This window comes from Cupriavidus sp. CP313, from assembly GCF_054072015.1.
In genome coordinates this window covers 1-26034 of sequence record NZ_JBSVZB010000052.1, presented here as the reverse complement: position 1 = coordinate 26034, position 26034 = coordinate 1, and the positions used below count along the sequence as shown (strand labels likewise).

The window sequence follows — 26034 nt, the reverse complement described above, 5'->3', positions numbered from 1 at the left end:
GACGACGGGCCCTGGCGCCGTGGTGCTTGCTGCGCCGCTGACGCCCGCGCAGGGCCATGGCCCATGCCGTGCGCGTGATCCAGCATGAGTTCAGCAATCCTTCCCATCAGCGCGGCACGATGCCGCATGGAGATGTCGTGAGCGACAGCAGTCCCAGCCGCAGTCCCGGCAACACTGTTCCCGGCAGTACGCCCTTTGCCAGCTACAAGGGTTTCGATCTGTATCCCCTGGTTTATCGCCATCGGCCTGAGCAGGCCTGGCCGCGCACCAAGCCCGACAACAGCTTCCTCGCGTCGATCGTGATTTGCCGCGAGGGCTATCGCCCTGGCAGCGACCATGCGCGCGTGTTCCCCATGAGCGAGTCGCGCTGGGAGAACATCGGCTCGGCGCGCCGCGGTGCGCTGCAGTTCGGCGAAGACATCATCAATGGCCTGGTCGCCGGCGAATCCGTGACGTCGATCTAGGTATCCGGTTCCGCAGCGCGGCCTGGTCACAGGCCAAGTTGCGGAGCGGGGAAACAGGCGCGGCGCTATCCGTCAGACTGCAAGGAGTCCGTTCATGGACATGCGTTCGGGATCATCTGGTTTTCTGTGCACGTTGCCCGGTGAGGGCAAAGGCATCACCTATCACGTAGCAGTCTGCTTTATCGATGCGGAGCGTCCCACCGGGGTGCTGTTCACCAGCTTCGTGGGTGTGGGGCGGCGGTCGTTTGGCGTGCTGGCCGAGCCAGGGGCCCTGCAGGGTCAGCTTGCCGTCAGCGGCGAGGCGCTGTGCCGCCTGGCCATCGGCCAGGTGGTGCGCGACCAGCTGCACGACAAGGCGCGCGAGGGCGATGCGGTGCTGGACCTCGCCGCCTCGCCATGGGACGGCGAGCTGAGGCCGGTCGGCGCGGGGCTCAGGACGGCCCGGCCGCATGTGCGCGTGCTTGGCTGAGGCCGCACGCAATCGTCAAGCCAGATCAGGTCAGATCTGGAATACCGGGTCGCCGTGGCGCTCCAGCAGCGCCTCGATCAGCGCCATGTCGGCGATCTCGGGAGTACGGTCTTCCACCGCGCGCGACGGCCCGCAATAGGTGGCCGTCACGTGGCGCCTGACGGTCAGCACGCCCGACGCGGGCGGTGCGACTTCAACCGCCTGCCACGGTGCATGCCGGTAACTGCCTGCCTGCCAGCCTTCGGGCGTCAGGTGCACGGCTTCCCATTCTTCGATGACGGACATGATCGGTTCTCCTTGATTGAGGGATGAATCGTTAGCGGGACGGCACGCGCCGGCGCGGCGCATGCCATGGCGAGGGGACGCTGGCCTATGACTTGTGCCGGTAGTTGATGCGTCCCTTGGTGAGGTCGTAGGGCGACATCTCCAGCGTGACGCGGTCGCCCGCCAGCACGCGGATGCGGTTCTTCTTCAGCCGCCCGGACGAGTACGCCCAGACTTCGAAGCCGTTTTCCAGGATCACGCGGAAACGGTTGTCGGGCAGGACTTCCGACACCTTGCCGCCAAATTCGACCAGTTCTTCTTTTGCCAAGGAGGCTCCTTGCTGTAGCCGCGCCGCTTGTGCGCGAGCTGTTGTGACGGCCAACTGGACACCAACTGGCCGATGGGATGGGGCTTACGATGCCTGGCTTACTGCTGGCGCAGGCGCGCTGCGGCGCGTTCGCCGGCACGGCGCGCGGATTGCCTGGCGCGGGCCTCAGAGCGGTGCGTGTCGTGGCGCATTGCCACGTTGGCCACGATGCGTTCGGCGCCATTGCGGTATTCCGCAATCATGTAGGTCGCGAACCAGAGGCCGGGTTCCTGCTGGATGGGATAGACGGAAACGGTGTAAGGGGTAGGGTTGATTCGATTCAATGTGATGCCTGTTCATGGGCGCGGCCGCAGGTGGCGCGGTGCATCGGGTTGCCGATGCTGAGCGTCGCGCGGTGGCGGCCGTTCGCCGTTGCTGTGTGCCAGCGTCGGGCCCGCGCGGCAGCACGGGCGTTGAATCTGGCGTGAAGTGGACCATGCCTGCGCAAGCCGATGCGCCGGGTACAGGGGCGATCGTTGCGGAGCGGACATGCCGCCGGTCGGATAATGGTGGTGGGCCGTTCGGCCCAAAGACGCATCGGGTGTACGCCCGATATGCCGCCGCTGAATGCTTTTGTGAGATTGTCTTGCGGCTGGCGCACGGATGTCGGGCGTTGCCGATCCGTGCATAGAATGCCGAATGATACCACTTCCGGGCCAAACCTGCTCGCGTGACGGGCAGTGCCCCTGGTGCGGCCGCCTTGCGGTGCTCAGCGTTCGCTGATCTGCGCGAAGCGCTGCGACAGGAAGTCGATCAGTTCACGCACCGAAGGTAGCAGCCCGCGCCGTGACGGGAACACGGCGTGGATCACGCCGCCCCCGACCGACCAGTCCGGCAGCACCTTCACCAGCCGGCCATCGCGCAGCTCGTCGGTCACCATCATGACCGGCAGCTGCACGATGCCGGCACCGGCCACGGCCGCGGTGCGCAGCATGATCATGTCGTCGGTGACCAGCCGGGGCTTGTGGTGCAGGTCGGCGCTGGCGCCATCGGGGCCGTACAGCGACCAGGTGTGCGAGGGGCGCGGCGGGCCCAGGTCCAGCGTTGGCAGCGCATTGAGGTCCGCGGGCGCCAGCAGCGGCCCATGGCCGGCCAGCAGCGCCGGGCTGGCCACGAAGCACCAGGCGCGCTCGGCCAGCACGCGCATCACCAGGTCGCTGTCTTCCAATGGCGGCACGCGCACGCGGATGGCCAGGTCGATCCCCTCCGCCACCACGTCCACGCGCCGGTTGGTGGCTTCCAGGTGCACGATGACCTTGGGGTTCGCCGCCATGAAATCCGCAATCATGTCGCCCACGCGCGCATGCAGCAGCGCCACGGGGCAGCTCATGCGCACCAGGCCGCTGGGTTCGGCGCGGGTTTGCTCGATTGCGCTCTCGGCCGCTTCGGCCTCCACCAGCATGGCCTTGCAGTGGGCGTAGTACGTCTGCCCCAGTTCTGTCACAGAGAAGCGCCGCGTCGAGCGCTGGATCAGGCGCACGCCCAGGCGTTCCTCCAGCATGGCCACGCGCCGGCTCAGCTTGGACTTGGGTATGCCGAGCACGCGACCGGCGGGCGCAAAGCCCTGGTGGTCGACTACCTGCGCGAAGTAATACAGGTCATTCAGGTCGGGATGCAAGCGGGCGGCTCCTGTCGTCCTGTCAGTAGGACGCTGAGGGCAGATTTTCCATCCTACCGGCGTGATCTGCCAAGACCTATGCTTTGCCCACACGGTCGGCTTGGGATTGCCGAGTCGCCGGTTTCGCCAACCGCATAGGAGAAAGCCAAATGACCACACCCGCGAATTTCAACGGCAAGCGTCCGGTACTGGATCCCGCCGATACGGCCATGCTGCTGATCGACCACCAGAGCGGCCTGTTCCAGACCGTTGGCGACATGCCGATGCCTGAGCTGCGCGCCCGTGCGGCAGCGCTGGCCAAGATGGCGACGCTGTGCAAGCTGCCGGTGATCACCACGGCATCCGTGCCGCAAGGCCCGAACGGCCCGCTGATCCCCGAAATCCACGAAAACGCCCCCCATGCCAAATACGTCGCGCGCAAGGGCGAGATCAACGCCTGGGACAACCCCGACTTTGTTGCCGCGGTGCGTGAGACCGGCAAGAAGACCCTGATCATCGCCGGCACCATCACCAGCGTGTGCATGGCATTCCCGTCGATCAGCGCGGTGGCCGACGGCTACAAGGTGTTCGCGGTGGTGGATGCCTCGGGCACCTATTCCAAGATGGCGCAGGAGATCACCCTGGCGCGCATTGTCCAGGCCGGCGTGGTGCCGATGGATACCGCCGCCGTGGCCTCTGAACTGCAGCAGAGCTGGAACCGCCCCGACGCGCAGCAATGGGCCGAGGTCTACACGCAGATCTTCCCGGCGTACCGCCTGCTGATCGAAAGCTATCTCAAGGCCCAGGACGTGGAGAAGAACCACGAGGTCCTGGACTCCAAGCGCTGATGCCTTGCCGGCAACGCACGGCATACCCTTCATTTGTTGACAGGAGCACACCATGAGCAAGCCCTACAAGCGCCTGGACAAGAGCCAGGCCGCCGTCCTGATGGTCGATCACCAGGCCGGCCTGCTGTCGCTGGTACGGGATATCGAGCCCGACAAGTTCAAGAACAACGTGCTGGCACTGGCTGACCTGGCCAAGTACTTCAAGCTGCCGACCGTCCTGACCACCAGCTTCGAGGATGGCCCCAACGGACCGATGGTGCCTGAGCTCAAGGCCATGTTCCCTGACGCACCGTTCATTCCGCGCCCGGGCCAGATCAACGCCTGGGATAACGAGGACTTCGTTGCCGCGGTGCGTGCCACCGGCAAGAAGCAGCTGCTGATCGCCGGCGTGGTCACCGAGGTGTGCGTGGCTTTCCCTGCGTTGTCGGCGATCGAAGAGGGTTTCGAAGTCTTTGTCGTGACCGATGCCTCGGGCACCTTCAACGAAATCACGCGCGATTCGGCCTGGCAACGGATGTCTGACGCTGGCGCGCAGCTGATGACGTGGTTCGGCGTGGCTTGCGAACTGCATCGCGACTGGCGCAACGACATCGAGGGTCTGGGCACGCTGTTCTCGAACCATATTCCGGATTATCGGAACTTGATTACGGCGTACACCACCGTCAAGGGCAGCAAGTAAGCACTGCGGCTCAGATCGCTGTCGGTTTGCTTCCCTCTCCCCAAGCGGGAGAGGGAGCTGACAAGCGGCAAGCAATTTCCCTCAGGCTTCTTTCACGGCCGCCCGCACCGGCGTCGCGGCGACTTCCGCCTGCGCCGACGCCGAGCGCCGGTGGTTGATCATCGACACCGCCCCCACCGCAATCACCGCCGGGATCGCAATCGCCAGGAAGTTCTGCTGCAACGGTAGCGACATCCCCACCAGCACGCCAATCACGATCGGCGCCAGGATCGCGCCGCTGCGCCCCACGCCCGAGGCCCAGCCGATACCGGTGCCGCGCACCGCCATCGGATAGAACTGGCCCGCATAGGCATAGGTGACGATCTGCGTGCCGATGGTGGAAGCACCTGCCAGGCCCACCACGACGAACAGCGCTGCGCTGGGCATCGGGTAGCCCAGCAGCGTGATCGACACCGCGGCCAGCGAGTACATACCGATCAGCACGTACTTGATCGGCAGCCGGTCGGCCAGCCAGCCGCCACCGATCGCGCCGAGCATGGCGCCGAAGTTCAGCACCAGCACGAAAGTCAGCGCCGAGCCCAGGCTGTAGCCTGCGCCGGCCATCAGCTTGGTCAGCCACGAACTGAGCGCGTACACCATGAACAGGCACATAAAGAACGCCACCCAGAACATCACCGTGCTGAAGCCGCGGCCGTCCTGGAACAGGCGGCGGATCGGCGCGCTGCCGGCCTTGTCGTCCGCAGCCAGCGTAAAGACGTCGCCGGCTTGCGCGCGATGCGACGGCACGAGGCGCGATACCACGGATTGCAGAGCATCGGTCTGGCCGGTGCGGAGCAGGTAGGGCATCGACTCCGGCAGCGAGCGCAGCACCAGCGGGACCAGCAGCACCGGCAGGCCGGCGGCGAGGAAAACCGACTGCCAGCCATAGCTTTCGATCAGTCCCTTGCCCAGCAGCGCGGCCAGCATGCCGCCGACCGAATAGCCGCTGAACATCAGCGTCACCAGTGTGCCGCGCAGCTTGCGTGGCGAGTACTCGGTCATCTGCGCCACCACGTTTGGCATCACGCCGCCGATGCCCAGGCCTGCGAGAAAGCGCGTGATGCTGAACGTTACCGGGTCGCTGGTAAAGCCAGCCGCCGCGGTGAAGACGCTGAACAGCGCAATACAGATGGCGATGGCGCGCCTGCGGCCGATGCGGTCGGCCACGGTGCCAAGGAAGATCGCGCCGAACATCATGCCGAACAGCGCCGAACTGACCATGAAGCCGGCGCTGGTGGCGGTCACGCCCATCTGCTTCATGATCGATGGCAGCGCGATACCGGCGACGGCCAGGTCATAGCCGTCGAAGATAATGATGATCGCGCACCAGAACAGGATAAGCGCATGGAAGCGGTTGAAGCGGGCCTCGTCGGCCAGCTTGTGGACATCGATCTGACGCATGGTTTGTCTCCGGTATGGTGGTATGGCGGGGCAGCCGGTGTTGCCGGTCATGCCACCGTGGCGGCGCGCACTTCGGCGGCCTTCAGTTCGCGCTCGCGCAATACGAAACGCTGGATCTTGCCCGTGGCGGTCTTGGGCAGTGCCTCGACAAACTCGATCGCGCGCGGGTACTTGTAGGCGGCCAGCCGCTCCTTGACGAAGGCCTTCAGCTCGCCATCGTCAAGCTGCGCGCCCGCCTTCAGCACAACGAAGGCCTTGGTCTTGACCAGCCCTTCATGGTCCGGCACGCCGATCACCGCGGCTTCCAGCACGGCCGGGTGCTGCACCAGCGTGGCCTCGACCTCGAACGGCGATACGTAGATGCCGCTGACCTTGAGCATGTCGTCGCTGCGCCCGGCGTAGCTGTAGCTGCCATCCGGGTTGCGCACGTATTTGTCGCCGCTCTTGGTCCAGCCGCCGCGGAAGGTCTCGCGCGACTTCTCGCGGTTGGCCCAGTACATCATCGCGGCGCTGGGGCCCTGGATATAGAGGTCGCCGATCTCGCCGTCGGGCACCGGGCGGCCTTCCTCGTCGCGCAGCTCGATTGTGTAGCCCGGCACCGGCCAGCCAGTGGTGCCGTAGCGCACCTGGCCGGGCCGGTTGGACAGGAAGATATGCAGCATCTCGGTGGAGCCGATGCCGTCGATGATCTCGCAGCCGAAATGCGCGGTGAAGCGCTGGCCGATATCGGCGGGCAGCGCCTCGCCGGCGGACGAGCACAGACGCAGCGCCACCTCGTCGCGCGCGGGCAGCGCCGGCGATGCGAGCATGCCGGCATAGCCCGTGGGCGCGCCGAAGAATACGGTCGGCTTCTGCTCGCGCCAGCGGCGGAAGGTGGCTTCGGGCGTGGGCCGCTCGGCCATCAGCACTACCGTCGCGCCCACGCTGAGCGGGAAGCTGAGGCCGTTGCCGAGCCCGTAGGCGAAATAGAGCTTGGCCGCGGAGAAGCAGGTGTCCTGCTCCTGCAGGCCAAGCACGGGGCCCGCATACAGGCCGGCCGTCCAGTAGGGATTGCCGTGGCTGTGCACCACGCCCTTGGGCTGCCCCGTCGAGCCGGACGAATAGAGCCAGAAGCCGGGATCGTCGGGGCTGGTCGCGGCAGGCGCGGACAACGGCGTTTGCGTGGCGAGCACGGTATCGAGCGCCACCATGCCGTCCGGCAGCGGCCCGCGCGCCCGCGACACGAACACCTTGCCGACTTCATGCCCGGGCCGCGCCAGCGCTTCCTGCAGCAGCGGCAGCAGCGCGGCCGAGACCAGTACCGCCTGCGCGCGGCTGTGCTGCAGCATGTAGACGTAGTCCTCGGCGGTCAGCAGCGTATTGACGGCAACCGGCACGATGCCGGCATACATCGCGCCCAGGAAGCACACCGGCCAGTCGGTGCAGTCGTGCATCAGCAGCAGCACGCGCTCCTCGCGGCGGATGCCGGCATCGAGCAGCGCGGCGGCCAGGCGCCGCGCCTGCTGCGCCAGTTCGCCATAGCTAAGCTGGCCGTCGTCGTCGATATAGGCGGTCTTGCCGGTGCGCCCCGCGTTGCAGCCGAGCAGGTGCGCGGCAAAGTTGAAGGACGTGCCCGGCGGCTGGACCGGGACGTCTGCGGTGATGGCGGTCATGCGTGTCTCCCCGTTTCTGGTGTACGGTGTGCTGCGCGCCGCCATGCGGACGTGGCGGCGCGGTAAAGCCGGATGGCTGACTGTCAGGCGAGGGTGTCGAGCACCGCGGTGCTGGCCTGGATGGCGCTGCGACGGTGGTAGAAATTCAGCGCGCGCAGGCCGCCCAGTTCCTCGCCGCCGCCGGCGCGGCCGGGGCCGCCGTGCAGCGATTGCGGCATCACGTTGCCATGGCCGGTGTGGAGTTGCGCGACATCGGGCGAGATCACATGCACGCGGCCGTGGCTGTCGGCCAACTCCACCGCGGCGGCGCCCAGCGCGGCAGCGTCGTTGCCATAGAGCGATGTCACCAGCGACCCCTGGCCGCGGCGCACCAGCGCGAGCGCGTGGGCGGTATCGCGGTAGGGCAGCAGGGTGGCTACGGGGCCGAAGACTTCGGTGTCATGCACCGCGGCGGCGGCGTCCGCATCGTTGACGCCGAGCAAGGTCGGGCCGATGCAGTAGGCCACGGCGGGATCGGCATCGACCAGCGGATGCTGCGTGCCGTCGTGCAGCACCTGTGCATGCTTGCGCAGGTTTGCCAGGCCTTCCTGTACGGCGTTGAACTGTGCGCGGCTGACCAGCGCGCCCATGCGCACGGAGTCGTTCCGCGGGTTGCCCACGGTGACTTTCGACAGGCGCGCACCGATGGCCTCGGCAGCTTGTCCGAACAGCGCCTCGGGCACGAACACGCGCCGGATCGCGGTGCATTTCTGGCCTGACTTGACCGTCATCTCGCGCACCACTTCCTTCACTAGCAGGTCGAAGGCGGCGGTATCGGGGCCGTCCTGCGGCAACAGCACCGCGGAATTGATGCTGTCCGCCTCGATATTCACACGCACCGAGCGCTGCGCGATCGCCGCGTGCGAGCGGATCACCGCGGCCGTATCGGCCGAACCGGTGAACGACACCACGTCGAATGGCTGCAACTGGTCCAGCAGCCCGGTCGAGCTGCCGCACACCACCGACAACGCGCCGGCCGGCAGCACTCCGGCCTCGACCACGTCGCGCACCATGCGCTGGGTCAGCCAGGCGGTGGCGGTAGCGGGTTTGACGATCACCGGCACGCCGGCCAGCAATGCCGGCGCCGCCTTCTCCCACAGTCCCCAGCTCGGGAAGTTGAAGGCATTGATAAACAGCGCCACACCGCGCGTGGGCACCAGCACGTGCCGGGACTGGAACAACGGGTCCTTGCCCAGTCGCGCGGCCTCGCCATCCAGCAGGTAATGCCGGTCGCCGAGCGTATCGCCCAGCTTTGCGTAAGTGCCCAGCGTGAAGATGCCGCCATCGATGTCGACCGCGGAGTCGTTCTTGACGGTGCCGCTGTTGGCCGTGGCGATGTCGTAATAGGCATCGCGATTGGCCTGCAGCACCTTGACGATGTCAGCCAGCAACGCGGCGCGCTGGCGATAGGTCAGCGCGCGCAGGGCAGCGCCGCCCTGTTCGCGGGCAAAGGCAAAGCCGGCAGCGAGGTCCAGGCCGGTGGCATCCACGCGCACCAGTTCGTCGCCCAGCACCGGATCGAACAAGGGCGTGCCGGCATCGCTGCCGGCCTGCCACTTGCCGCCGAGGTAGTTGGATAGCAATTCAGTCATGGGGGATCTCAGCGCGTGAAGTCGATGCGGCCTTCCGGCAGCAGGTAGAGCACCAGCGCGCAGCCGTTGCTGACGGTGGGGCGGTGGGCGCTGCCCGGCGGGCACACCAGCCAGCCGGCGGGGCGGCCGTCGAACTGTGCTTCGCCCTCGAGCGGCATGATCAGGTCGATCTCGCCGTTGGGATGGGTATGGTGCGGGCCGGCAATGTCCTGCATGTCGACCACGTCGACGGAAAAGCCGTGCAGGTCGTGAGCCGGCTTGAAGATGCGGCCGTAGCGGATGCCGCCGCCTTCGCGGTCGCACAGCCAGCCTTCGGCCACGCCGGCCTGGCATGCTTCCTTCAGTTGCTGGTAGGTGGTGCTGGCGGCGCCGTGCTCGGCGTTGAGCCAGGCATCGAGTGCGGTATCCAGCGGGCGGCCTGCCAGTTGCGCGGTGAGCTGCGCGATCTGGCTGCGGAATTCTGTGGGGGACATGGTGAGGGGCTCCGTCTGATTCGCCAGTTGCTATCACTGGTTTCATGCATTATTGTGCATGTATGAAAAATAGAGCCGCGCCGAAATCATGTCAAGCACTATATTGCATGAGTCTGGGTTAACCCCGGAAGCCGACCTGCATCATGATTCAGATGCAAGCGCTGCCAACGGCACTGAGAAGAACCCGTTCCTGGTCGCCCTGGGCGAGCGTGTGCGCGAGTTGCGCGCCTGCCGCGGCCTGACCCGAAAGGCCGCCGCGCAGGCCGCGGGCGTGTCAGAGCGGCACCTGGCCAACCTGGAATACGGCAGCGGCAACGCTTCCATCCTGGTGCTGCAGCACATTGCCGATGCGCTGCAGTGCTCGCTGGCCGGGCTGCTGGGCGACGTCACCACGTCGTCGCCTGAATGGATCCTGTTGCGCGAACTGCTGGAGCACCGAGACGAAGCCACGCTGCGGCGCGTGCGCATTGCCGTGGGCGAGATGCTCGGCACGGGCGGCGAGAATGCCGGCCAGGCCGCGCGCAGCCCGCGCGTGGCGCTGATCGGGCTGCGCGGTGCCGGCAAGACCACGCTGGGCGGGATGCTGGCCGAAGACCTGGACTTCCCCTTTATCGAGCTGAGCCGCGAGATCGAGAAGTTTGCCGGTTGCAGCATCTCGGAGATCCAGGGCCTGTATGGCATGAACGCCTATCGCCGCTACGAGCGGCGCGCGCTGGAAGAGGCCATCCAGATCTATCCCGAAGCCGTGATCGCCACGCCCGGCGGCCTGGTCTCTGATCCGGCCACCTTCAACCTGCTGCTGGCCCACTGCACCACGGTCTGGCTGCAGGCGGAGCCGGAAGACCATATGGAGCGGGTGCGCGAGCAGGGCGACTTCCGCCCGATGGCGGCCAGCAAGGAGGCCATGGAGGACCTGCGCCATATCCTGGCCGGGCGCGCGGCCTTCTATTCCAAGGCGGAGTTCTCGCTGGACACCAGCGCGCAGCCGCTGGAACCCACATTTGCCGCCCTGCGCGAACTGGTACGCCAGGCCTTGCGCATGCCGTTGTGACGGCTGGGGCGCAATATCCCGGCATCGGGGGGGGGCAGTGACCGGCGCCTCTTGAGAAGTCTGCACAATAGTGCTTGCATAAAATCTGAGTGATGAACTATAGTTCGTCTCAACAGATTCCTGTTCATGCACGATAGTGCAGTTTCGCAGAGGAGACACCGCCGTGACCACCGCCCCCCGCGTCGACTACCAGACCGCCCCCGCCCAATACAAGCACCTGAAGCTGACGTTCGACGGCCCCGTCGCCACGCTGGCGGTGGACATCGACGAGAACGCCGGCCTGCGCCCCGGCTACAAGCTCAAGCTCAACAGCTACGACCTCGGCGTCGACATCGAACTGAACGACGCGCTCAACCGCGTCCGCTTCGAGCACCCGGAAGTGCGCACCGTGGTCGTCACCAGCGGCAAGGACAAGGTGTTCTGCTCCGGCGCCAATATCTTCATGCTGGGCGTCAGCAGCCATGCTTGGAAGGTCAACTTCTGCAAGTTCACCAACGAGACCCGCAATGGCATCGAGGATTCCTCGGCGCACAGTGGCCTGAAGTTCCTGGCCGCGGTCAATGGCGCCTGCGCCGGCGGCGGCTATGAGCTGGCACTGGCCTGTGACGAGATCGTGCTGGTGGACGACCGCTCGTCGGCCGTGAGCCTGCCGGAAGTGCCGCTGCTGGGCGTGCTGCCCGGCACGGGCGGCCTGACCCGCGTGACCGACAAGCGCCACGTGCGCCATGACCTGGCCGACATCTTCTGCACCACCACCGAAGGCGTGCGCGGCCAGCGCGCCAAGGACTGGCGCCTGGTCGACGATATCGCCAAGCCCGCCGTGTTCGCGCAGAAAGTGCAGGAGCGCGCGCTGGCGCTGGCCGCGCAGAGCGACCGCCCGGCCGATGCGCGCGGCGTGGCACTCGAGCCGATCGAGCGCACCATCGAAGCCGATGCGCTGCGCTACACGCATGTGACGATCGAGATCGACCGCGCCGGCCGCACCGCTACGTTCACGGTCAAGGCGCCGACGGGCACGCAGCCGCAGAACATCGATGAAATCGTGGAAGCCGGCGCCGCCTGGTACCCGCTGCAACTGGCGCGCGAACTGGAAGACGCGATCCTGTCGATGCGCACCAATGAACTGGACATCGGCACCTGGCTGATCAAGACCACCGGCGACGCCGCCGCGGTGCTGGCCAGCGACGCCACGCTGCTGGCGCACAAGGACCACTGGCTGGTGCGCGAGACCATCGGCCTGCTGCGCCGCACGCTGAGCCGCCTGGACGTGTCGTCGCGCAGCCTGTTCGCGCTGATCGAGCCGCAATCGTGCTTTGCCGGCACCTTCCTGGAACTGGCACTGGCCTGCGACCGCAGCTACCACCTGGCGCTGCCGGACGACGAGGACCGCGCACCGAAGATCACGGTGGCGGAAGTCAATTTCGGCCTCTACCCGATGGCCACCGGCCAGAGCCGCCTGGGCCGCCGCTTCTACGACGAACAGCCCGCGCTGGACGCAGTGCGCGCCAAGGCCGGGCAGCCGCTGGATGCCGATGCCGCCTATGCGCTGGGCCTGGTCACCGCCAACCCCGACGACATCGACTGGACCGACGAAGTGCGCATCGCGCTGGAAGAGCGCGTGGCGATGTCGCCCGATGCGCTGACCGGCATGGAAGCCAACCTGCGCTTCAACGGCCAGGAGAACATGTTTACCCGCATCTTCGGCCGCCTGACCGCGTGGCAGAACTGGATCTTCCAGCGCCCCAACGCGGTGGGCGACAAGGGTGCGCTCAAGGTCTACGGCAAGGGCGACAAGGCCGCCTTCGACTGGAACCGCGTCTGATCCAGCCTCACACGACAACCGAATCGTCCCCCGAAGGAGACCACCATGTCCGGCATCAACTACAGCGACAAGATCCCCAACAACGTCAACCTGAGCGAAGACCGCACCCTGCAGCGCGCGCTCGAGCAATGGCAGCCCAACTACCTGAGCTGGTGGAACGACATGGGCCCGGAAGGCTCGCACCAGCATGACATCTACCTGCGCACCGCGATCAGCGTCGATCCGCAGGGCTGGGCCCACTTCGGCCACGTCAAGATGCCGGACTACCGCTGGGGCATCTTCCTGAACCCGGCCGAGGCCAACCGCAAGATCCATTTCGGCGACCACAAGGGCGAGGATGCGTGGCAAGACGTGCCGGGCGAATACCGCGCCAACCTGCGCCGCATCATCGTGACCCAGGGCGATACCGAACCGGCGTCGGTTGAGCAGCAGCGCCACCTGGGCCTGACCGCGCCCAGCATGTACGACCTGCGCAACCTGTTCCAGGTGAACGTGGAAGAGGGCCGCCACCTGTGGGCCATGGTCTACCTGCTGCACAAGTACTTCGGCCGGGACGGGCGCGAGGAAGGTGAAGCGCTGCTGGAGCGCCGCAGCGGCCAGCAGGACAACCCCCGCATCCTGCAGGCTTTCAACGAGCAGACCCCGGACTGGCTGTCGTTCTTCATGTTCACCTACTTCACCGACCGCGACGGCAAGTTCCAGCTGTGTGCGCTGGCCGAGTCCGCCTTCGACCCGCTGGCGCGCACGACGAAGTTCATGCTGACCGAGGAAGCGCACCACATGTTCGTGGGCGAATCGGGCGTGTCGCGCGTGATCCAGCGCACCTGCCAGGTGATGAACGAGCTCAAGACCGACGATCCCGCGAAGCTCCGTGCAGCCGGCGTGATCGACCTGCCGACGCTGCAGCGCTACCTGAACTTCCACTACAGCGTCACCATCGACCTGTTCGGCGCCGATGAGTCCAGCAATGCCGCCACCTTCTACAGCACCGGCCTGAAGGGCCGCTACGAAGAAGGCAAGCGCATGGACGACCACGTGCTCAAGGGCCAGACCTACCGCATCCTGCAGGCGCAGAACGGCCAGCTGACCGAGAAGGAAGTGCCAATGCTCAACGCGCTCAATGAAGTGCTGCGCGACGACTACATCAAGGACAGCATGGGCGGCGTGGAGCGCTGGAACAAGGTCATCGACAAGGCTGGCATCCCGTTCCGCCTGAAGGTGCCGCACAAGGCCTTCCACCGCAATATCGGCGCGCTGGCCGGCGTCAAGGTTTCGCCGGACGGCCGCGTGATCTCCGACGCCGAATGGCGCGACTTCCGCGACCAGTGGCTGCCCAGCGAAGGCGACCGTGCCTTTGTCGCCAGCCTGATGGGCCGCGTGGTCGAGCCCGGCAAGTTCGCCAACTGGATCGCGCCGCCGGTAATGGGCATCAACCGCCAGCCGGTGGACTTCGAGTACGTGCGCTTCAACTGAGCCACGGTCTTACCCATTGCTCCCTGTTTGCTCCCCTCTCCCGCTTGCGGGAGAGGGGCCGGGGGAGAGGGCTGGCGCGTCCATGAACCGCCGCTGCAACAACGACCCTCACCCCGAACGCCCCTGATTCTGTGGAGACCGCCATGGACATGGCAGAAATTCAAGTCATCAAGCAGCACCTGATCGATCCCGAGATCTGCATCCGCTGCAATACCTGCGAAGCCACCTGCCCGGTGGGAGCGATCACGCACGACTCACGCAACTACGTGGTCGATGCCGACAAGTGCAACCTGTGCATGGCCTGCATTTCACCGTGCCCGACGGGCTCGATCGACAACTGGCGCGCCATGCCCAGGCTGCGCGCCTACAGCATCGAGGAGCAACTGGGCTGGGATGCGCTGCCGGAAGAACTGTCGCCCGAGCAACTGGCCGACCTGGCCCCGGGTGCCGAGACCGTCGCGGCCGAGCCTGCCACCGCTGCATCGCCGCTGGCCGGCACCGGTGAAGAGGTGTTCAACAGCACCCGCTATGGCGCCACCGTGCCGCCGTGGTCCGCCGCGCATGCCTACACCAACCTGTACGGCGCAAAGTCCGCGCACAAGACCATCACCGCAACGGTGACCGGCAATGTGCGCGTGACCGAAGTCGGTCGCGAGTACGACACCCACCACATCGTGCTCGACTTCGGCACCACGCCGTTCCCGGTGCTGGAAGGCCAGTCCATCGGCATCGTCCCGCCGGGCACCGACGCCAGCGGCCGCTCGCACCATGCGCGCCAGTATTCCGTCGCCAGCGCGCGCAACGGCGAGCGCCCGGGCTACAACAACCTGTCGCTGACGATCAAGCGCGTGCTGCAGGACCACGACGGCAAGCCGGTGCGCGGCGTGGCGTCCAACTATATGTGCGACCTGAAGGTCGGCGACAAGGTCGAAGTGATCGGCCCGTTCGGCGCCAGCTTCCTGCTGGCCAACCACCCGCGCTCGAACATCGTGATGATCTGCACCGGCACCGGCAGCGCACCGATGCGCGCGATGACGGAATGGCGCCGCCGCCAGCGCAAGGCCGGCAAGTTCGACGGCGGCAAGCTGATGCTGTTCTTCGGCGCGCGCACGCGTGAAGAGCTGCCTTACTTCGGCCCGTTGCAGAACTTGCCCAAGGATTTCATCGACATCAACCTGGCGTTCTCACGCACGGCGGGGCAGCCGAAACGCTACGTGCAGGACCTGATGCGCGAGCGCGCCGCTGACCTGGCGGCCTTGCTGGCCAGCCCTGACACGTACTTCTATGTGTGCGGGCTCAAGAGCATGGAAGAGGGCGTGGTGCTGGCGCTGCAGGACGTAGCGCAGCAGGCTGGGTTGCAGTGGGAGGCGCTGGCTGAGGGATTGAAGCGGGAAGGGCGGCTGCATCTGGAAACGTACTAGATGCAGCCGCGGGCGCGAACCCCTCAATCCGTATCCTGCTGCGCCTTGTGCTTCGATGCCATCTTGTCCTGCTGCGCCGGCGGCACGTTGTCGTAGTGGCTGAACTGGATGGTATAGCTGCCGTGGCCGCCGGTGATGCTGTTCAGCCGTGACTGGTAGTCGTTGAGCTCGGACAGCGGCACCTGGCCGGCCACGATCACTGCGTTGCCGGCCGCGGTGCGCGTGCCATGGACCTGGCCGCGCTTGGTGGAGAGGTCGCCGATGATGTCGCCCATGGCGGTGCCCGGCGCCGTCACCTCGATGTCGACGATCGGCTCCAGCACGCTGGGCCTGGCCTTGAGCACCGCGTCGATAAACGCCTTGCGCCCGGCGGTCGCGAACGCGACTTCCTTGGAATCGACCGGATGGCTCTTGCCGTCGAACACGGTCACGCGCACGTCCTGCATCGGGAAGCCCGCCAGCGGGCCGTTGTCCAGCACCTGGCGGATGCCTTTTTCCACGGCAGGAATGAACTGGCCGGGAATCGCGCCGCCCTTGACCGCATCGACAAAGTCGAAGCCCTCGCCGCGCGACAGCGGCTCCACGCGCAGCATCACTTCACCGAACTGCCCGGCGCCGCCGGTCTGCTTCTTGTGCCGGTGATGGCCCTCGGCCTTGCCGCCGATGGTCTCGCGATAGGCGATCTTGGGCGGGCGCGTCACCACCTCCAGCTTGTATTGCTCGGTCAGCCGCTCCAGCGCGCAGCGCAGGTGGAATTCGCCCAGGCCGAATACCACGGTCTCATTGGTGCCAACCGGATGCTCGACGCGCAGGCACGGGTCTTCCGCGCTGAGCTTGTGCAGCACCTCGGCCAGGCGCTGCTCGTTGCCGCGCCGCGCCGGTTCGATAGCCAGCCCGTAGATGGGGGTTGGGAACTCCAGCGGCGTCAGGTGGATGTTGCCGTCCTCGGTGGCGTCGTGCAGCACGGCATCGAAGCCCAGTTCGTCCACCTTGGCCACCGCGCAGATATCGCCCGGGCCGGCCCGCAGGATCTCCTGGGTCTCCTTGCCCTGCAGCCGCAGCAGGTGCGCCACCTTGAACGGCTGGCGCCCGTCGCCGATATAGAGCTGGCTGTCGCGCGTGACCGTGCCCTGGTGGATGCGGAACACCGCCAGCTTGCCGACATAGGGGTCGATCACCACCTTGAAGACATGGGCCAGCACGTGCTTGTGAGGCACGGGCTCGGCCCGCACTGCCTTGCGGTGTTCGCTGCCGTCGCCGCGACCTTCGCCTGTCTCGCGATAGAACAAGGGCGGATTGCCTTCAGTCGGGTTGGGGAGCAGTTGCACGAACACATCGAGCAGCTCGGCGATGCCGGCGCCGGTGGCGGCCGAGGTAAAGCAGATCGGCACCAGGTGGCCCTCGCGCAGCGCGCGTTCGAATGGCGCATGCAGCTGCTCCGGCGTGATCGCCTCGCCCTGCTCCAGGTACAGCTCCATCAGTTCGGGATCGATCTCGATCACCTGGTCGATCAGCGCATCGTGGGCGGCGGGCACAGATAAAAAATCCGACTCGCCGGCCGGATTGAAGAAGCAGTCCACCACCTGGCTGCCGTTGCCGGCCGGCAGGTTGATCGGCAGGCATTCCTTGCCAAAGGCCTCCTGGATATCCGCAAGCAGCGCGGGCAGGTCGACCTTGTCGCCGTCGATGCCGTTGACGATGATCATCCGGCACAGCTGGCGCGCCTGCGCCCACGCCATCGCGCGGCGTGTGGTCATCTCGATGCCGGTCTGGGCATTGATGACGATGGCGGCGGTTTCCACCGCCGCCAGCGCACTGATGGCCAGGCCGGAGAAGTCGGGGTAACCGGGGGTGTCAAGCAGGTAGACGCGGGTGTCGCGGTAGTGCAGGTGGGCGGCGGCGGTGGTGAGCGAGCGTTTGTACTTGCGCTCGAGCGGGTCGGTGTCGCACACCGTGGAGCCGCGCTCGACGCTGCCGGGCGTGTGCAGCGCACCGGCCTTGTGCAACAGCGTTTCGACCAGCGAGGTCTTGCCGCACCCTGCGTGCCCAAGCAAGGCGACGGTGCGGATGGCATCGGGACTGTCGTGCATGGTGGCTCTCGGTTCGTCCGGCAATGACTCTCAGGGCATTATTGGCGAAATTCGCCGGAAGCGACATACGCGCATGCCCCACACCGTGCAATGCCGGACGCAGGAAGGCCCGCAAGTGGTGAGGCCGGCTCTCGGCCGGCCTCGTTTTGCCGGGTCGCACGGCTTGCCCGCACTGCAGCAAAGCGTGCGCTGGTGCGTTGCAGCAAGATCAGCGGCGCACGTCGTCGTGGTCGGTCGACACCGCCAGCGCCTGCCACGCGGCCAGCTCGCTTTCCACCTGGCGGTTCTTCTCGGTGATGCGGTGGACCGTATCCGAGCCCAGCGGCAGGCGCACCGGCGGGGTGTTGCTGTCGGCCAGGGTCAGCAGCGCTGCCGCCAGCCTGGCCGGGTCGCCGGGCTGCTGGTGGTTGGCAGAAGCCATGTGCTCACGCATGGCACCGACGGTATCGGCATACGCCGCGATCTCCGTGCGCACGCGCACCAGCGAGCTGGCATCGAGGAAGTCGGTGCGGAAGAAGCCCGGCTCGACCACGGTGGCGCGGATGCCCAGGGGCGACAACTCCGCATCGAGTGCTTCGGTCAGGCCCTCCACCGCGAACTTGGTGGCGCCATAGACGCCCCAGCCGGGATATGCCGCGTAGCCACCGATCGACGAGATGTTGAGGATGCGGCCGCTGCGCTGCCCGCGCATGTGCGGCAGGACCGCACGCGTCACGGCCAGCACGCCGAACACGTTGGTGGCGAACTGCTGCTCGACTTCCTGCGCGGAGGCCTCTTCGACCGCGCCCAGCAGGCCGTAGCCGGCGTTGTTGACCAGCACGTCGATGCGCCCGAAGCGGGCCACGGCCGCATCGGCGGCGGCGATGGCCTGGGCTTCGCTGGTGACGTCGAGCGCCACCCCCAGCAGGTTGTCGTGCTCGCCCAGTGCGGCGGTGATTGTCTCCGGGCGGCGCGCGGTGGCGACGACGCGATCGCCGCGTGCCAGGGCGGCTCGCGTCAGCTCCAGGCCGAAGCCGCGCGAAGCGCCGGTGATGAACCAGACCTTGCTGGCGGCGTTGACGTTGGTGTTGGTGCTGTTGGTGGTGTTGGCGGACATGGTGAATCTCCTTTCAGGGTGCTCGGTTTGGCTGCGATGTCTGATGGCGGGGCCACGGAGACAAATTTAGGCCGACGACGACGGCAACACTAGGCTGGGTAATCGCGTTTCAATGACAACTATCAGTTGTGAATAAAGGCGCGGCACCTCGATTGAGCAAACCTCAACCGTGTGGCAGACTCGCCGGCATGGACAAATTGCCCCCATTGAACGCGTTGCGTGCCTTCGAGGCGGCCGCGCGGCACCTCAGCATCACCACGGCTGCCGAGGAGCTGCACGTCACGCCCGGCGCCGTTAGCCGCCAGATCCGCGCGCTGGAGGAGGGGCTGGGCGTGCAGTTGCTGCATCGCGGACATCGGCAGATCTCGCTGACCCGCACGGGCGAGGACTATTACCGCGCCGTGACCAGGGCGATGGACGACCTGCGCGAGGCCACGCGGCGATTGAGCAAGCGCGCCAGGCGCAAGCAGCTCAAGGTGCGCGCCTACACCACCTTTGCCATGCGCTGGCTGATCCCGCGGCTGTCGAGCTTCCATGCGGCCAATCCCGGCATAGAGGTGCTGCTGACGGCGTCGCTCGACCCGGTCGACTTCCGCAAGGAAGACATCGACGGCGCGATCCGGCTGGGCGACGGCAAGTGGAGCGGTGTCAATACCTACCGGCTGGTGTCGAACATCCTGGTGCCGGTATGCAGCCCGGGGCTGCTGGAAGGCGGGCCGAAGGTGAAGAAGCCCGCTGACCTGCAGCACCAGACCCTGCTGCACTCGATCGCGCGGCCTGACGACTGGGCCCACTGGCTCAAGGCCGCGCGCGCGGAGGGGCAGGTCGATGCGCACAGCGGCATGACCTACCAGAGCTCGGCCATGGCCTATGCGGCCGCGGTCGAAGGGCAGGGCTTTGCCATCGCGCAGCGCTTCCTGGTGGCGGCGGATCTCGACGCCGGCCGGCTGGTGGCGCCGTTCCGCCAGACCGTGGACATGGGCGACTTCACCTACTACCTGCTGACGCCCGCCGACCGCAAGGAAAGCCCGAGCATGGCGGTGTTCCGGCAGTGGTTGCTGGCGCAGTTCGAGGCGCAGGGTTGATAGCGCTCACGATGCTGCCGCGACCGCGTGTCGCTTCTCCTCGATATCGCCGCAGTGAATGGCACCCCGTGACCACAGCGCGGCGATCTCGTCGCGGCTGTAGCCAAGCTCGCCCAGCACGGCCTGCGTATGCTGCCCGCAAGCCGGTGCGGGCCGCGATGGCAATGCGTTCTCCTGAGCGCTGTTGATCGGAAAGCCCGGCACGCGGATCTCGCCCAACGTGTCGTGCCGGAGGCACTGCACCATGCCGTTGGCAGCCACCTGCGGATGGGCCATGACATCCTCGTAGGTCGCCACGGGGGCGCACAGGATGTCGGCGTCCTGGAGCAACGCCAGCCATGTGTCGGTCGTGCGGGTGACGAGGACACTGGTCAGCACCTCCACCATTGCCGCGCGATTGGCCACGCGCAGCGGCGAGGTGGCGAAGCGCGGGTCATCGGCCAGTTCGGGCCGCCCCAGCACATCGCACAACCGGCGCCAGCGCTCGGGCATGTAGGCGGCCACCATGACCCAGCCGTCGGCGGTGCGGAAGGCCTGGTTGGGCGCGGAGTAGGGCGCCGCGCTGCCCACGCGTTCCGGCAGTTGCCCGTCGGCGCAGTAGCTGGTGATGGACGACTGCTGCAGCGCCAGCGCCGCATTGAGCAGGCTGACATCGAGGTGGCCGCCCAGGCCGTCGCGCGCCCGTTGCGCGAGCTTCGCCAGCACGCCCACGCAGGCCACGTAGCCGGTCGTCACGTCGACCACCGGCGCCTGCACCTTGCACGGCTCGCCGTCGGGCAGGCCGATCAGGCTCATCAGGCCGGAATCGGCCTGCATGATGCCGTCGACGCCGGCGCGGCCCGCGTACGGCCCGTCCTGCCCGTAGGCGGAGATCGAGCAGTAGATCAGCGCGGGGTGCGCTTCGGCTAGTTGCGCATGGCCGAGGCCGAGGCGCTCCATCACGCCCGGGCGCATGCTTTCCACCACGATGTCGGCGCCGGCGATCAGGCGGCGTGCCACGGCCGCGCCGTCGGCGGACTTGAGATCCAGCGCCACGCCCAGCTTGTTGCGGTTGAAGCCGTGGAACAGCGCGCTGTCCTCGCCGAGCCAGCCGGGTCCCAGCCCGCGGCCCAGCTCGCCGCCGGGCGGCTCCACCTTGATGACCCTGGCGCCCATGTCGGCCAGCAGCATGGTGCAGGTCGGCCCGGCGCCGATCTGCGTAAAGTCGATGACGGTCAGGCCGCCCAGTGCGTCGCGCAACATGTCATGCCTCCGTAAGGGTGTGGGATCGTTTGAACGTGCCTTGTGCCGTGGCCACCAGCACGCCGGCATCGGTGGTCAGCTCCGCTGAGGCGAAGTACAGGCTCTTGCCGGCGCGGGTGACCTGCGCCGTGGCGCGCAGCCGGCCCGCGCTGGCCTTGCTGAGATAGCTGATCGTCAGCATCACCGTGACCGCGTGGCCGAGTGCGCCGTCAGGGCCGGCGGGCAGCCCGGCGTAGCCGCAGGCGGCGTCGAGCAGGGTGGCGGTGACGCCGCCCTGCACGCTCCCCTGGCGGTTCAGGTGGCGCGGCTCGAGATCGAGCTCGAAGGTGCAGCGGCCGTCGCCGACGCTGGCCAGGCGGATGCCGAGGTAGTCCGGCAGCGGGTTGTCCGTCGGCGGCAGTGCGGCGGGATGGGTAGGCGTGTTCATAGCGCGACCTTGATGCCGTTGTCCTGGATCAGGCGCTGCCAGCGCGCCATCTCCTTGCCGATGTAGGCCTTCAGCTCGGCCGGCGATGATGCCTGCGGCTCGAAGCCCTGCTTGCCCATCTGCTCCGCTACGTCAGGCGATTTGAGCGCGGCCACCAGCGCGGCGTTGATCTTGTCGACCACCGGCTTGGGCGTCCGCGCCGGCGCCAGCAGGCTGTACCACAGCTCGGCGTCGTAGCCGACAATGCCGGCTTCCGCAAAGGTCGGCAGGTCCGGCATCAGCGCGGTGCGCTTCTTGCCGGCGATGCCGAGCGCGCGCAGCTTGCCGGCGCGCACGTACTGGATCGCCGAGGCAAAGGTGGCGAAGGAGATCTGCACCTGGCCGCCCATCAGGTCGGTGATCGACGGCCCGGTGCCGCGATACGGTACGTGCAGCAGTTCGGTCTTGTTCAGCTTGGCAAAGACTTCACCGGCCAGGTGCTGCGGCGTGCCGTTGCCCGGGCTGCTGTAGCTCAGCTTGCCGGGATTGGCGCGGGTGTACTGGATAAAGTCCTGCAGCGTGCGGAACGGCTGGTCGGGGTTGGCCACCAGCATGATCGGCACCGACGCGATCCGCCCCACCGGCTCGAAGTCGTGTTCGATGCTGAATGGAATCTTCGTGCCGAGGAACGGGTTCATCGTCACCTGGCTGGACGCAATCACCAGCGTATAGCCGTCCGGCGCCGCATGGGCGACATAGTCGGCGCCGAGGTTGCCGCCCGCGCCGGGCTTGTTCTCGATGACGATGGTCTGGCCGAGCAGCTGGCCCATCTTGGGCGCGATCAGACGTGCCAGGATGTCGTTGCCGCCGCCGGGGGCGAACGGCACCACCAGGGTGATCGGCTTCTGCGTGGGGTAGGGCGCCTGTGCTGCGGCGCCCAGCGCGGTGGCTGCCAGTACGCCGGCCAGCGCTGCGCGTGCGAATCGGGTAATACGAGTCATGCTTTGTCTCCTTTGTGTCTGTTTTCAAACGCTCAGCGGCCCGTGTAGCGGGGCTGGCGCTTCTCGGCGAATGCCTGCCGGCCTTCGGTGCGGTCGGCGGTATCGCGCAGCACGCCCCAGTAGAGTTCGGTCAGCTGCTGCGCATCGGCTTCGCTGAGGTGGCTGGTCTGTCGCGACAGCTTCTTGACCGCCTGGACGGCCAGCGGTGCATTGGCGGCGATGCGTGTGGCGATGGCCAGCGCACGGTCGAGTAGCGCGGCTGGCGCTACCGTTTCGGTGACCAGCCCGATGCGCGCAGCCTGCGCCGCGTCGATCCGCTCGGCCGTCAGCACCATCTGCATCGCGTGCGCCGCCGGCACGGCCTTCAGCAGGCGATGCAGACCGGAAACGGCGGGGATCGACCCGACGGCGGCTTCGGGCAGGCCGAAGCTCGCCTGCTCCGACGCAATCCGCAAGTCGCATTGCAGCGCGATCTCCAGCCCCGCCCCGAGGCAATGGCCGTTGACCGCCGCGATCAGCGGCTTGCACAGGCCGAGGTCGCTCAGGTCCATCAGCCGGATATAGAGGCCGAGGTCGGCCGCCTGCTCCGGCGCGCGGAACAGCGCTTCCGGATAGGTGGCGGGCGAGCTGCGCGTGCCTTTCAGGTCGGCGCCCGCGCAGAAGGCGCGCGTGCCGGCGCCGGTCAGGACGGCCACGCGCAGGTCGTCGCGGTCGCGCACCTCGGTGAGGTGCGCGCGCAGTTCGCGCAGCGCGGCCACGTCCAGCGCATTGAGCGCCTCGGGCCGGTCGATCGTCAGCACGGAGACCGCGCCTTCGGTGTGGAGTCGTACAGTCATGGTGGCCTCCTCAGACGCTCGGTGACGACAGGCTGCGCCCGCCGCAGACATAGAGCGTCTGCCCGGTCACGTACGATGACTGCGGATCGAGGAAGAAGCTGACCGCGTTGGCGATGTCGTCGGCGGTGCCGATGCGCTGCACCGGGACAGACTTCTGCAGCCGCGCCTGCACCTCTGGCGCGAAGCCGCGGAACAGCGGGGTATCGACGATGCCCGGCGCCACCGAGTTGACGGTGATGCCCTTGCCCGCGAACTCGATCGCGAGCGAGCGCGTCAGGCTGACCACGCCACCCTTGGCCGCGGAGTAATTGGCCTGCCCGAAGCCACCCAGCCAGGCCCGCGACGAGATATTGACCACGCGCCCGTAGCCGCGCTCGACCATGCCCGGCAGCGCCGCGCGGCAGCACAGGAACTGCGAGCGCAGGTTGGTATCGATGACCAGGTCCCAGTCGTCGTCGGTCATCTTCAGGAAACGCATGTCGCGCACCGCGCCGGCGTTGTTGACCAGGTAGTCGACGCGGCCGGTTCGCGCCTGCACTTGCGCGAAGGCGTCGTTGACCGCTGCCGAGTCGGTCAGGTCGACGCTGGCGCCAATGGCGTTGAAGCCTTCGGCGACCAGCGCGCCGACGGCGGTATCAAGCGCGGCGGCGTCGCGGTCGAGCAGGGCCACGGCCACCCCCTGGCGGGCCAGATGCGTGGCGATGCCCAGGCCGATGCCGCGCGCGGCGCCGGTGACCACGGCCACGTGGGTAGGATCGAATCGTTGCGTACCCATCTCAGACTCCCAGCAGGTGGACGGAAGAGGCGGCGTGGTCCACGCCCGCGATGCCGCCGCCGGTGCATTGCGTCAGGCCGATGCGGGGGTTGTCCACCTGCCGTTCGCCGGCGCGGCCCTGCAGCTGCCACAGGATCTCGACCATCTGCGCCACGCCGGTGGCGCCCAGCGGATGGCCCTTGGCCAGCAGGCCGCCGCTCGGGTTGACCGGCACGCGCCCGCCCAGGCGCGTCGCGCCGGACTTGAGCAGGGGCACGGCGTCGCCGCGCGGTGCCAGGCCGAGGGCTTCGTAGTAGAGCAGTTCGGCGATGGTGAAGGCGTCGTGCAGTTCGACCACGTCGACGTCCTGCGGGCCGAGACCGGCCTGTTCGTAAGCCTGGCGTGCGGCGCGCGCGGTGATCTCGGCATCGAGGATGTCGTCGTCGGCCTCTTCGCGCATACCCGACACCACCACCGAGGACAGCACTTTCACCGGCCGCGCCTGCGCCGGGCGACGCGTGCTCAGCACCACCGCCGCCGCGCCATCGACCTGCGACGGGCAGCACTGCAGCAGCGTCAGCGGGTCGGCGATCATGCGCGAGGCCAGCACTTCCTCGACCGTGGTGGTCTTGCGCTGCTGGGCATACGGGTTCAGCGAGCCGTGGTAGCGGTTCTTCACGGCCACCTCGGCGAGGTCAGACGGATTGGCGTCGCGCTCGTGCAGGAAACGCGTGCCGCGCATCGCATACACCGCGGGCAGCACCATGCCCGACTTGGCATAGAGCTCGGTCTTGTGGTCATTGCGCTGCAGCGGGATGGTGCCGCCGCCGAGCGCGGTCAGCTGCTCGACGCCGAACACCAGCACCGTGTCGTATTGCCCGGCCAGCAACGCATGCCGTGCCAGGTGCACGCCGGTGGCGCCGCTGGCGCAGGCGTTCTCGACGTTGTAGACCGGGATGCCCTTGAGCCCCAGGTCGCGCACGATCAGCTGGCCGAGGATCATGCCGCCCAGCACGTTGGCGCAGTAGACCGCCTGGATGCGCCCGGCCGGCACGTCGGCATCGGCCAGCGCCTTCAGGATCGCCTGTTGCGCCAGTTCCGGCGCCAGCACGCCGGGGTGGCGGCCGAACGGCGTCATCGCGCCGCCGTGGATGTAGATGTCCTGCATCTTGCTTACCTCTCCTTCTCTCGATCGTTCAGGCCGTGACGGCCTCGAAGACATAGCCGAACTCGGCGTCATGCCGCTGCGTGTAGCGCTCGCCGATGACCGGACGCGCCGTGCCCAGCAGGCGACCGAAGATGCGCACCGGGCCGACGAAATCGACATAGCCCAGCGCATACGGCGGCTGCCCGCTCTTGGGCGCGGGATGGATCACGGTGAAGCTGTAGAGCACGCCCGTGCCGGTAATGGCGACAGTCTCGTGGTCGTCCGCCAGCGGCGAGTCGGCGGGCAGCGCCGGGAAGATCCACTCGCCGGTAGCGCGGTCGCGCGAGGCGAGCAGGTGGGGAACGGGTTCCGCGCTCCAGAGCGGATAGGGTTGGTCTGACATGGCTGTCTCCTGTGGGTTGGCCTTGCCGTAATAGTTGTCGTCGGCGGGCTGCGCGACAAACGATATTTCGGGCGGGTTCGCTTGAGAAAAAGTCAAGCGAAAGGGGAGGGAGGGCGTTTGGAGGCGTGCTTTGGCGGCGGGCAGAAGCGGGCGGTGTTGGGTGCGCCTGCGCCGCCGGAACTAGCCTAAGCAAGGTGTTCTCCCTCTCCCCTCAGGGGGAGAGGGACCGGGGTGTGAACTGACCCCCAGAAGTTGGAGACAACTTTTGGGGGTTTTTACATGGCAAAGTACACCGAGCAGTTCAAGCTGCAGGTCGTTCAGGA

At 67.2% G+C, this 26034-nt stretch carries 26 protein-coding genes; 9 read left to right on the top strand and 17 right to left on the bottom strand.

Annotation, left to right across the window (positions count from 1 at the left end):
* The first annotated feature begins 137 nt into the window (after positions 1 to 137).
* Together ACW4E8_RS38590 and ACW4E8_RS38585 are read left to right on the top strand one after the other, a co-directional pair.
* Positions 138 to 464 carry a hypothetical protein gene (locus tag ACW4E8_RS38590; RefSeq protein ID WP_340527353.1) on the top strand — a complete coding sequence of 109 codons (327 nt, stop codon included), beginning with the start codon at positions 138 to 140 and terminating at the stop codon, positions 462 to 464.
* A gap of 94 nt (positions 465 to 558) precedes the next feature.
* Positions 559 to 933: a hypothetical protein gene (locus ACW4E8_RS38585; protein ID WP_456809279.1), complete on the top strand. Its 375-nt coding sequence runs from the start codon at positions 559 to 561 to the stop codon at positions 931 to 933.
* 30 nt (positions 934 to 963) lie between these two features.
* Here ACW4E8_RS38585 and ACW4E8_RS38580 read toward each other — a convergent pair whose 3' ends face one another.
* The 4 genes from ACW4E8_RS38580 to ACW4E8_RS38565 all read right to left on the bottom strand — a co-directional run bounded on the left by ACW4E8_RS38580 (position 964) and on the right by ACW4E8_RS38565 (position 3182).
* A complete protein-coding gene (locus tag ACW4E8_RS38580; RefSeq protein ID WP_013953525.1) occupies positions 964 to 1218 on the bottom strand; it encodes a hypothetical protein in 255 nt (84 codons plus the stop codon).
* Positions 1219 to 1303: 85 nt separating this feature from the next.
* Positions 1304 to 1525: a translation initiation factor IF-1 gene (gene infA, locus ACW4E8_RS38575; RefSeq protein WP_008646230.1), complete on the bottom strand. Its 222-nt coding sequence runs from the start codon at positions 1523 to 1525 to the stop codon at positions 1304 to 1306.
* A gap of 98 nt (positions 1526 to 1623) precedes the next feature.
* Complete coding sequence (locus ACW4E8_RS38570; RefSeq protein ID WP_013953524.1) at positions 1624 to 1848, bottom strand: hypothetical protein; 225 nt, start codon at positions 1846 to 1848, stop codon at positions 1624 to 1626.
* A 425-nt stretch (positions 1849 to 2273) separates the two neighbouring features.
* Complete coding sequence (locus ACW4E8_RS38565; protein ID WP_456809278.1) at positions 2274 to 3182, bottom strand: LysR family transcriptional regulator; 909 nt, start codon at positions 3180 to 3182, stop codon at positions 2274 to 2276.
* 149 nt (positions 3183 to 3331) lie between these two features.
* Here ACW4E8_RS38565 and ACW4E8_RS38560 point away from each other — a divergent pair, with 149 nt between their 5' ends.
* Entirely contained in the window at positions 3332 to 4009 is a 678-nt protein-coding gene (locus tag ACW4E8_RS38560) for an isochorismatase family protein (RefSeq protein WP_013953523.1), read from the top strand.
* A gap of 52 nt (positions 4010 to 4061) precedes the next feature.
* On the top strand, positions 4062 to 4688 hold the full coding sequence (gene ycaC / locus ACW4E8_RS38555; RefSeq protein WP_316156793.1) for an isochorismate family cysteine hydrolase YcaC: 627 nt from the start codon (positions 4062 to 4064) through the stop codon (positions 4686 to 4688).
* Between the two features lie 81 nt (positions 4689 to 4769).
* Here the strand turns inward: ycaC and ACW4E8_RS38550 are convergent, their stop codons facing one another.
* The 4 genes from ACW4E8_RS38550 to ACW4E8_RS38535 all read right to left on the bottom strand — a co-directional run bounded on the left by ACW4E8_RS38550 (position 4770) and on the right by ACW4E8_RS38535 (position 9884).
* Positions 4770 to 6128 (bottom strand): MFS transporter, encoded by a 1359-nt coding sequence (locus ACW4E8_RS38550; protein WP_456809277.1) that lies wholly within the window; start codon positions 6126 to 6128, stop codon positions 4770 to 4772.
* Positions 6129 to 6175: 47 nt separating this feature from the next.
* On the bottom strand, positions 6176 to 7780 hold the full coding sequence (locus ACW4E8_RS38545; RefSeq protein ID WP_456809276.1) for a benzoate-CoA ligase family protein: 1605 nt from the start codon (positions 7778 to 7780) through the stop codon (positions 6176 to 6178).
* Positions 7781 to 7863: 83 nt separating this feature from the next.
* The gene (locus ACW4E8_RS38540) at positions 7864 to 9411 is read right to left on the bottom strand and encodes a 3,4-dehydroadipyl-CoA semialdehyde dehydrogenase (RefSeq protein ID WP_456809275.1); all 1548 of its coding nucleotides are present in this window, start codon (positions 9409 to 9411) and stop codon (positions 7864 to 7866) included.
* 8 nt (positions 9412 to 9419) lie between these two features.
* Entirely contained in the window at positions 9420 to 9884 is a 465-nt protein-coding gene (locus ACW4E8_RS38535; protein WP_456809274.1) for a DUF4863 family protein, read from the bottom strand.
* Positions 9885 to 9972: 88 nt separating this feature from the next.
* On the opposite strand from ACW4E8_RS38535, the gene ACW4E8_RS38530 reads away from it, so the two are divergent.
* The 4 genes from ACW4E8_RS38530 (at position 9973) to boxA (ending at position 15651) form a co-directional block, all read left to right on the top strand.
* Positions 9973 to 10935 carry a helix-turn-helix transcriptional regulator gene (locus tag ACW4E8_RS38530; protein WP_456809273.1) on the top strand — a complete coding sequence of 321 codons (963 nt, stop codon included), beginning with the start codon at positions 9973 to 9975 and terminating at the stop codon, positions 10933 to 10935.
* 163 nt (positions 10936 to 11098) lie between these two features.
* Positions 11099 to 12757: a 2,3-epoxybenzoyl-CoA dihydrolase gene (boxC, locus tag ACW4E8_RS38525; RefSeq protein ID WP_456809272.1), complete on the top strand. Its 1659-nt coding sequence runs from the start codon at positions 11099 to 11101 to the stop codon at positions 12755 to 12757.
* A gap of 45 nt (positions 12758 to 12802) precedes the next feature.
* Positions 12803 to 14230: a benzoyl-CoA 2,3-epoxidase subunit BoxB gene (gene boxB, locus ACW4E8_RS38520; RefSeq protein ID WP_456809271.1), complete on the top strand. Its 1428-nt coding sequence runs from the start codon at positions 12803 to 12805 to the stop codon at positions 14228 to 14230.
* Positions 14231 to 14373: 143 nt separating this feature from the next.
* Complete coding sequence (boxA, locus tag ACW4E8_RS38515; protein WP_456809270.1) at positions 14374 to 15651, top strand: benzoyl-CoA 2,3-epoxidase subunit BoxA; 1278 nt, start codon at positions 14374 to 14376, stop codon at positions 15649 to 15651.
* A 23-nt stretch (positions 15652 to 15674) separates the two neighbouring features.
* Here the strand turns inward: boxA and fusA are convergent, their stop codons facing one another.
* Together fusA and ACW4E8_RS38505 are read right to left on the bottom strand one after the other, a co-directional pair.
* Positions 15675 to 17741, bottom strand: coding sequence for an elongation factor G (gene fusA, locus ACW4E8_RS38510; protein WP_456809269.1), 2067 nt, complete (start codon positions 17739 to 17741; stop codon positions 15675 to 15677).
* A gap of 208 nt (positions 17742 to 17949) precedes the next feature.
* Entirely contained in the window at positions 17950 to 18837 is an 888-nt protein-coding gene (locus ACW4E8_RS38505) for an oxidoreductase (protein WP_456809268.1), read from the bottom strand.
* Positions 18838 to 19025: 188 nt separating this feature from the next.
* On the opposite strand from ACW4E8_RS38505, the gene gcvA reads away from it, so the two are divergent.
* A complete protein-coding gene (gene gcvA / locus ACW4E8_RS38500; RefSeq protein ID WP_456809267.1) occupies positions 19026 to 19922 on the top strand; it encodes a transcriptional regulator GcvA in 897 nt (298 codons plus the stop codon).
* A gap of 6 nt (positions 19923 to 19928) precedes the next feature.
* Here gcvA and ACW4E8_RS38495 read toward each other — a convergent pair whose 3' ends face one another.
* The 7 genes from ACW4E8_RS38495 to ACW4E8_RS38465 are packed head-to-tail and all read right to left on the bottom strand — an operon-like array spanning position 19929 to position 25711.
* Positions 19929 to 21164 (bottom strand): CaiB/BaiF CoA transferase family protein, encoded by a 1236-nt coding sequence (locus tag ACW4E8_RS38495; protein WP_456809266.1) that lies wholly within the window; start codon positions 21162 to 21164, stop codon positions 19929 to 19931.
* Between the two features lies 1 nt (position 21165).
* Entirely contained in the window at positions 21166 to 21591 is a 426-nt protein-coding gene (locus ACW4E8_RS38490; protein ID WP_456809265.1) for a PaaI family thioesterase, read from the bottom strand.
* The gene (locus ACW4E8_RS38485; protein WP_456809264.1) at positions 21588 to 22571 is read right to left on the bottom strand and encodes a tripartite tricarboxylate transporter substrate binding protein; all 984 of its coding nucleotides are present in this window, start codon (positions 22569 to 22571) and stop codon (positions 21588 to 21590) included. The genes ACW4E8_RS38490 and ACW4E8_RS38485 overlap by 4 nt, the downstream gene beginning before the upstream one ends.
* A gap of 32 nt (positions 22572 to 22603) precedes the next feature.
* On the bottom strand, positions 22604 to 23407 hold the full coding sequence (locus tag ACW4E8_RS38480) for an enoyl-CoA hydratase/isomerase family protein (RefSeq protein WP_456809263.1): 804 nt from the start codon (positions 23405 to 23407) through the stop codon (positions 22604 to 22606).
* A gap of 10 nt (positions 23408 to 23417) precedes the next feature.
* The gene (locus ACW4E8_RS38475) at positions 23418 to 24182 is read right to left on the bottom strand and encodes an SDR family NAD(P)-dependent oxidoreductase (protein WP_456809262.1); all 765 of its coding nucleotides are present in this window, start codon (positions 24180 to 24182) and stop codon (positions 23418 to 23420) included.
* A gap of 1 nt (position 24183) precedes the next feature.
* Positions 24184 to 25329, bottom strand: a complete 1146-nt coding sequence (locus ACW4E8_RS38470) for a thiolase family protein (RefSeq protein ID WP_456809261.1) — start codon at positions 25327 to 25329, stop codon at positions 24184 to 24186.
* Positions 25330 to 25357: 28 nt separating this feature from the next.
* Positions 25358 to 25711: a Zn-ribbon domain-containing OB-fold protein gene (locus ACW4E8_RS38465; RefSeq protein ID WP_456809260.1), complete on the bottom strand. Its 354-nt coding sequence runs from the start codon at positions 25709 to 25711 to the stop codon at positions 25358 to 25360.
* Positions 25712 to 26034 lie beyond the last annotated feature (323 nt).

Bases quoted from the DNA above. Each gene is read 5' to 3' on its own strand.
- ACW4E8_RS38585 (WP_456809279.1), top strand. From the start codon at position 559: ATGGACATGCGTTCGGGATCATCTGGTTTTCTGTGCACGTTGCCCGGT.
- ACW4E8_RS38580 (WP_013953525.1), bottom strand. From the start codon at position 1,218: ATGTCCGTCATCGAAGAATGGGAAGCCGTGCACCTGACGCCCGAAGGC.
- ACW4E8_RS38560 (WP_013953523.1), top strand. From the start codon at position 3,332: ATGACCACACCCGCGAATTTCAACGGCAAGCGTCCGGTACTGGATCCC.
- ycaC (WP_316156793.1), top strand. From the start codon at position 4,062: ATGAGCAAGCCCTACAAGCGCCTGGACAAGAGCCAGGCCGCCGTCCTG.
- ACW4E8_RS38550 (WP_456809277.1), bottom strand. From the start codon at position 6,128: ATGCGTCAGATCGATGTCCACAAGCTGGCCGACGAGGCCCGCTTCAAC.
- ACW4E8_RS38545 (WP_456809276.1), bottom strand. From the start codon at position 7,780: ATGACCGCCATCACCGCAGACGTCCCGGTCCAGCCGCCGGGCACGTCC.
- ACW4E8_RS38540 (WP_456809275.1), bottom strand. From the start codon at position 9,411: ATGACTGAATTGCTATCCAACTACCTCGGCGGCAAGTGGCAGGCCGGC.
- ACW4E8_RS38535 (WP_456809274.1), bottom strand. From the start codon at position 9,884: ATGTCCCCCACAGAATTCCGCAGCCAGATCGCGCAGCTCACCGCGCAA.
- ACW4E8_RS38530 (WP_456809273.1), top strand. From the start codon at position 9,973: ATGTCAAGCACTATATTGCATGAGTCTGGGTTAACCCCGGAAGCCGAC.
- boxB (WP_456809271.1), top strand. From the start codon at position 12,803: ATGTCCGGCATCAACTACAGCGACAAGATCCCCAACAACGTCAACCTG.
- boxA (WP_456809270.1), top strand. From the start codon at position 14,374: ATGGACATGGCAGAAATTCAAGTCATCAAGCAGCACCTGATCGATCCC.
- fusA (WP_456809269.1), bottom strand. From the start codon at position 17,741: ATGCACGACAGTCCCGATGCCATCCGCACCGTCGCCTTGCTTGGGCAC.
- ACW4E8_RS38505 (WP_456809268.1), bottom strand. From the start codon at position 18,837: ATGTCCGCCAACACCACCAACAGCACCAACACCAACGTCAACGCCGCC.
- gcvA (WP_456809267.1), top strand. From the start codon at position 19,026: ATGGACAAATTGCCCCCATTGAACGCGTTGCGTGCCTTCGAGGCGGCC.
- ACW4E8_RS38495 (WP_456809266.1), bottom strand. From the start codon at position 21,164: ATGTTGCGCGACGCACTGGGCGGCCTGACCGTCATCGACTTTACGCAG.
- ACW4E8_RS38490 (WP_456809265.1), bottom strand. From the start codon at position 21,591: ATGAACACGCCTACCCATCCCGCCGCACTGCCGCCGACGGACAACCCG.
- ACW4E8_RS38485 (WP_456809264.1), bottom strand. From the start codon at position 22,571: ATGACTCGTATTACCCGATTCGCACGCGCAGCGCTGGCCGGCGTACTG.
- ACW4E8_RS38480 (WP_456809263.1), bottom strand. From the start codon at position 23,407: ATGACTGTACGACTCCACACCGAAGGCGCGGTCTCCGTGCTGACGATC.
- ACW4E8_RS38475 (WP_456809262.1), bottom strand. From the start codon at position 24,182: ATGGGTACGCAACGATTCGATCCTACCCACGTGGCCGTGGTCACCGGC.
- ACW4E8_RS38470 (WP_456809261.1), bottom strand. From the start codon at position 25,329: ATGCAGGACATCTACATCCACGGCGGCGCGATGACGCCGTTCGGCCGC.
- ACW4E8_RS38465 (WP_456809260.1), bottom strand. From the start codon at position 25,711: ATGTCAGACCAACCCTATCCGCTCTGGAGCGCGGAACCCGTTCCCCAC.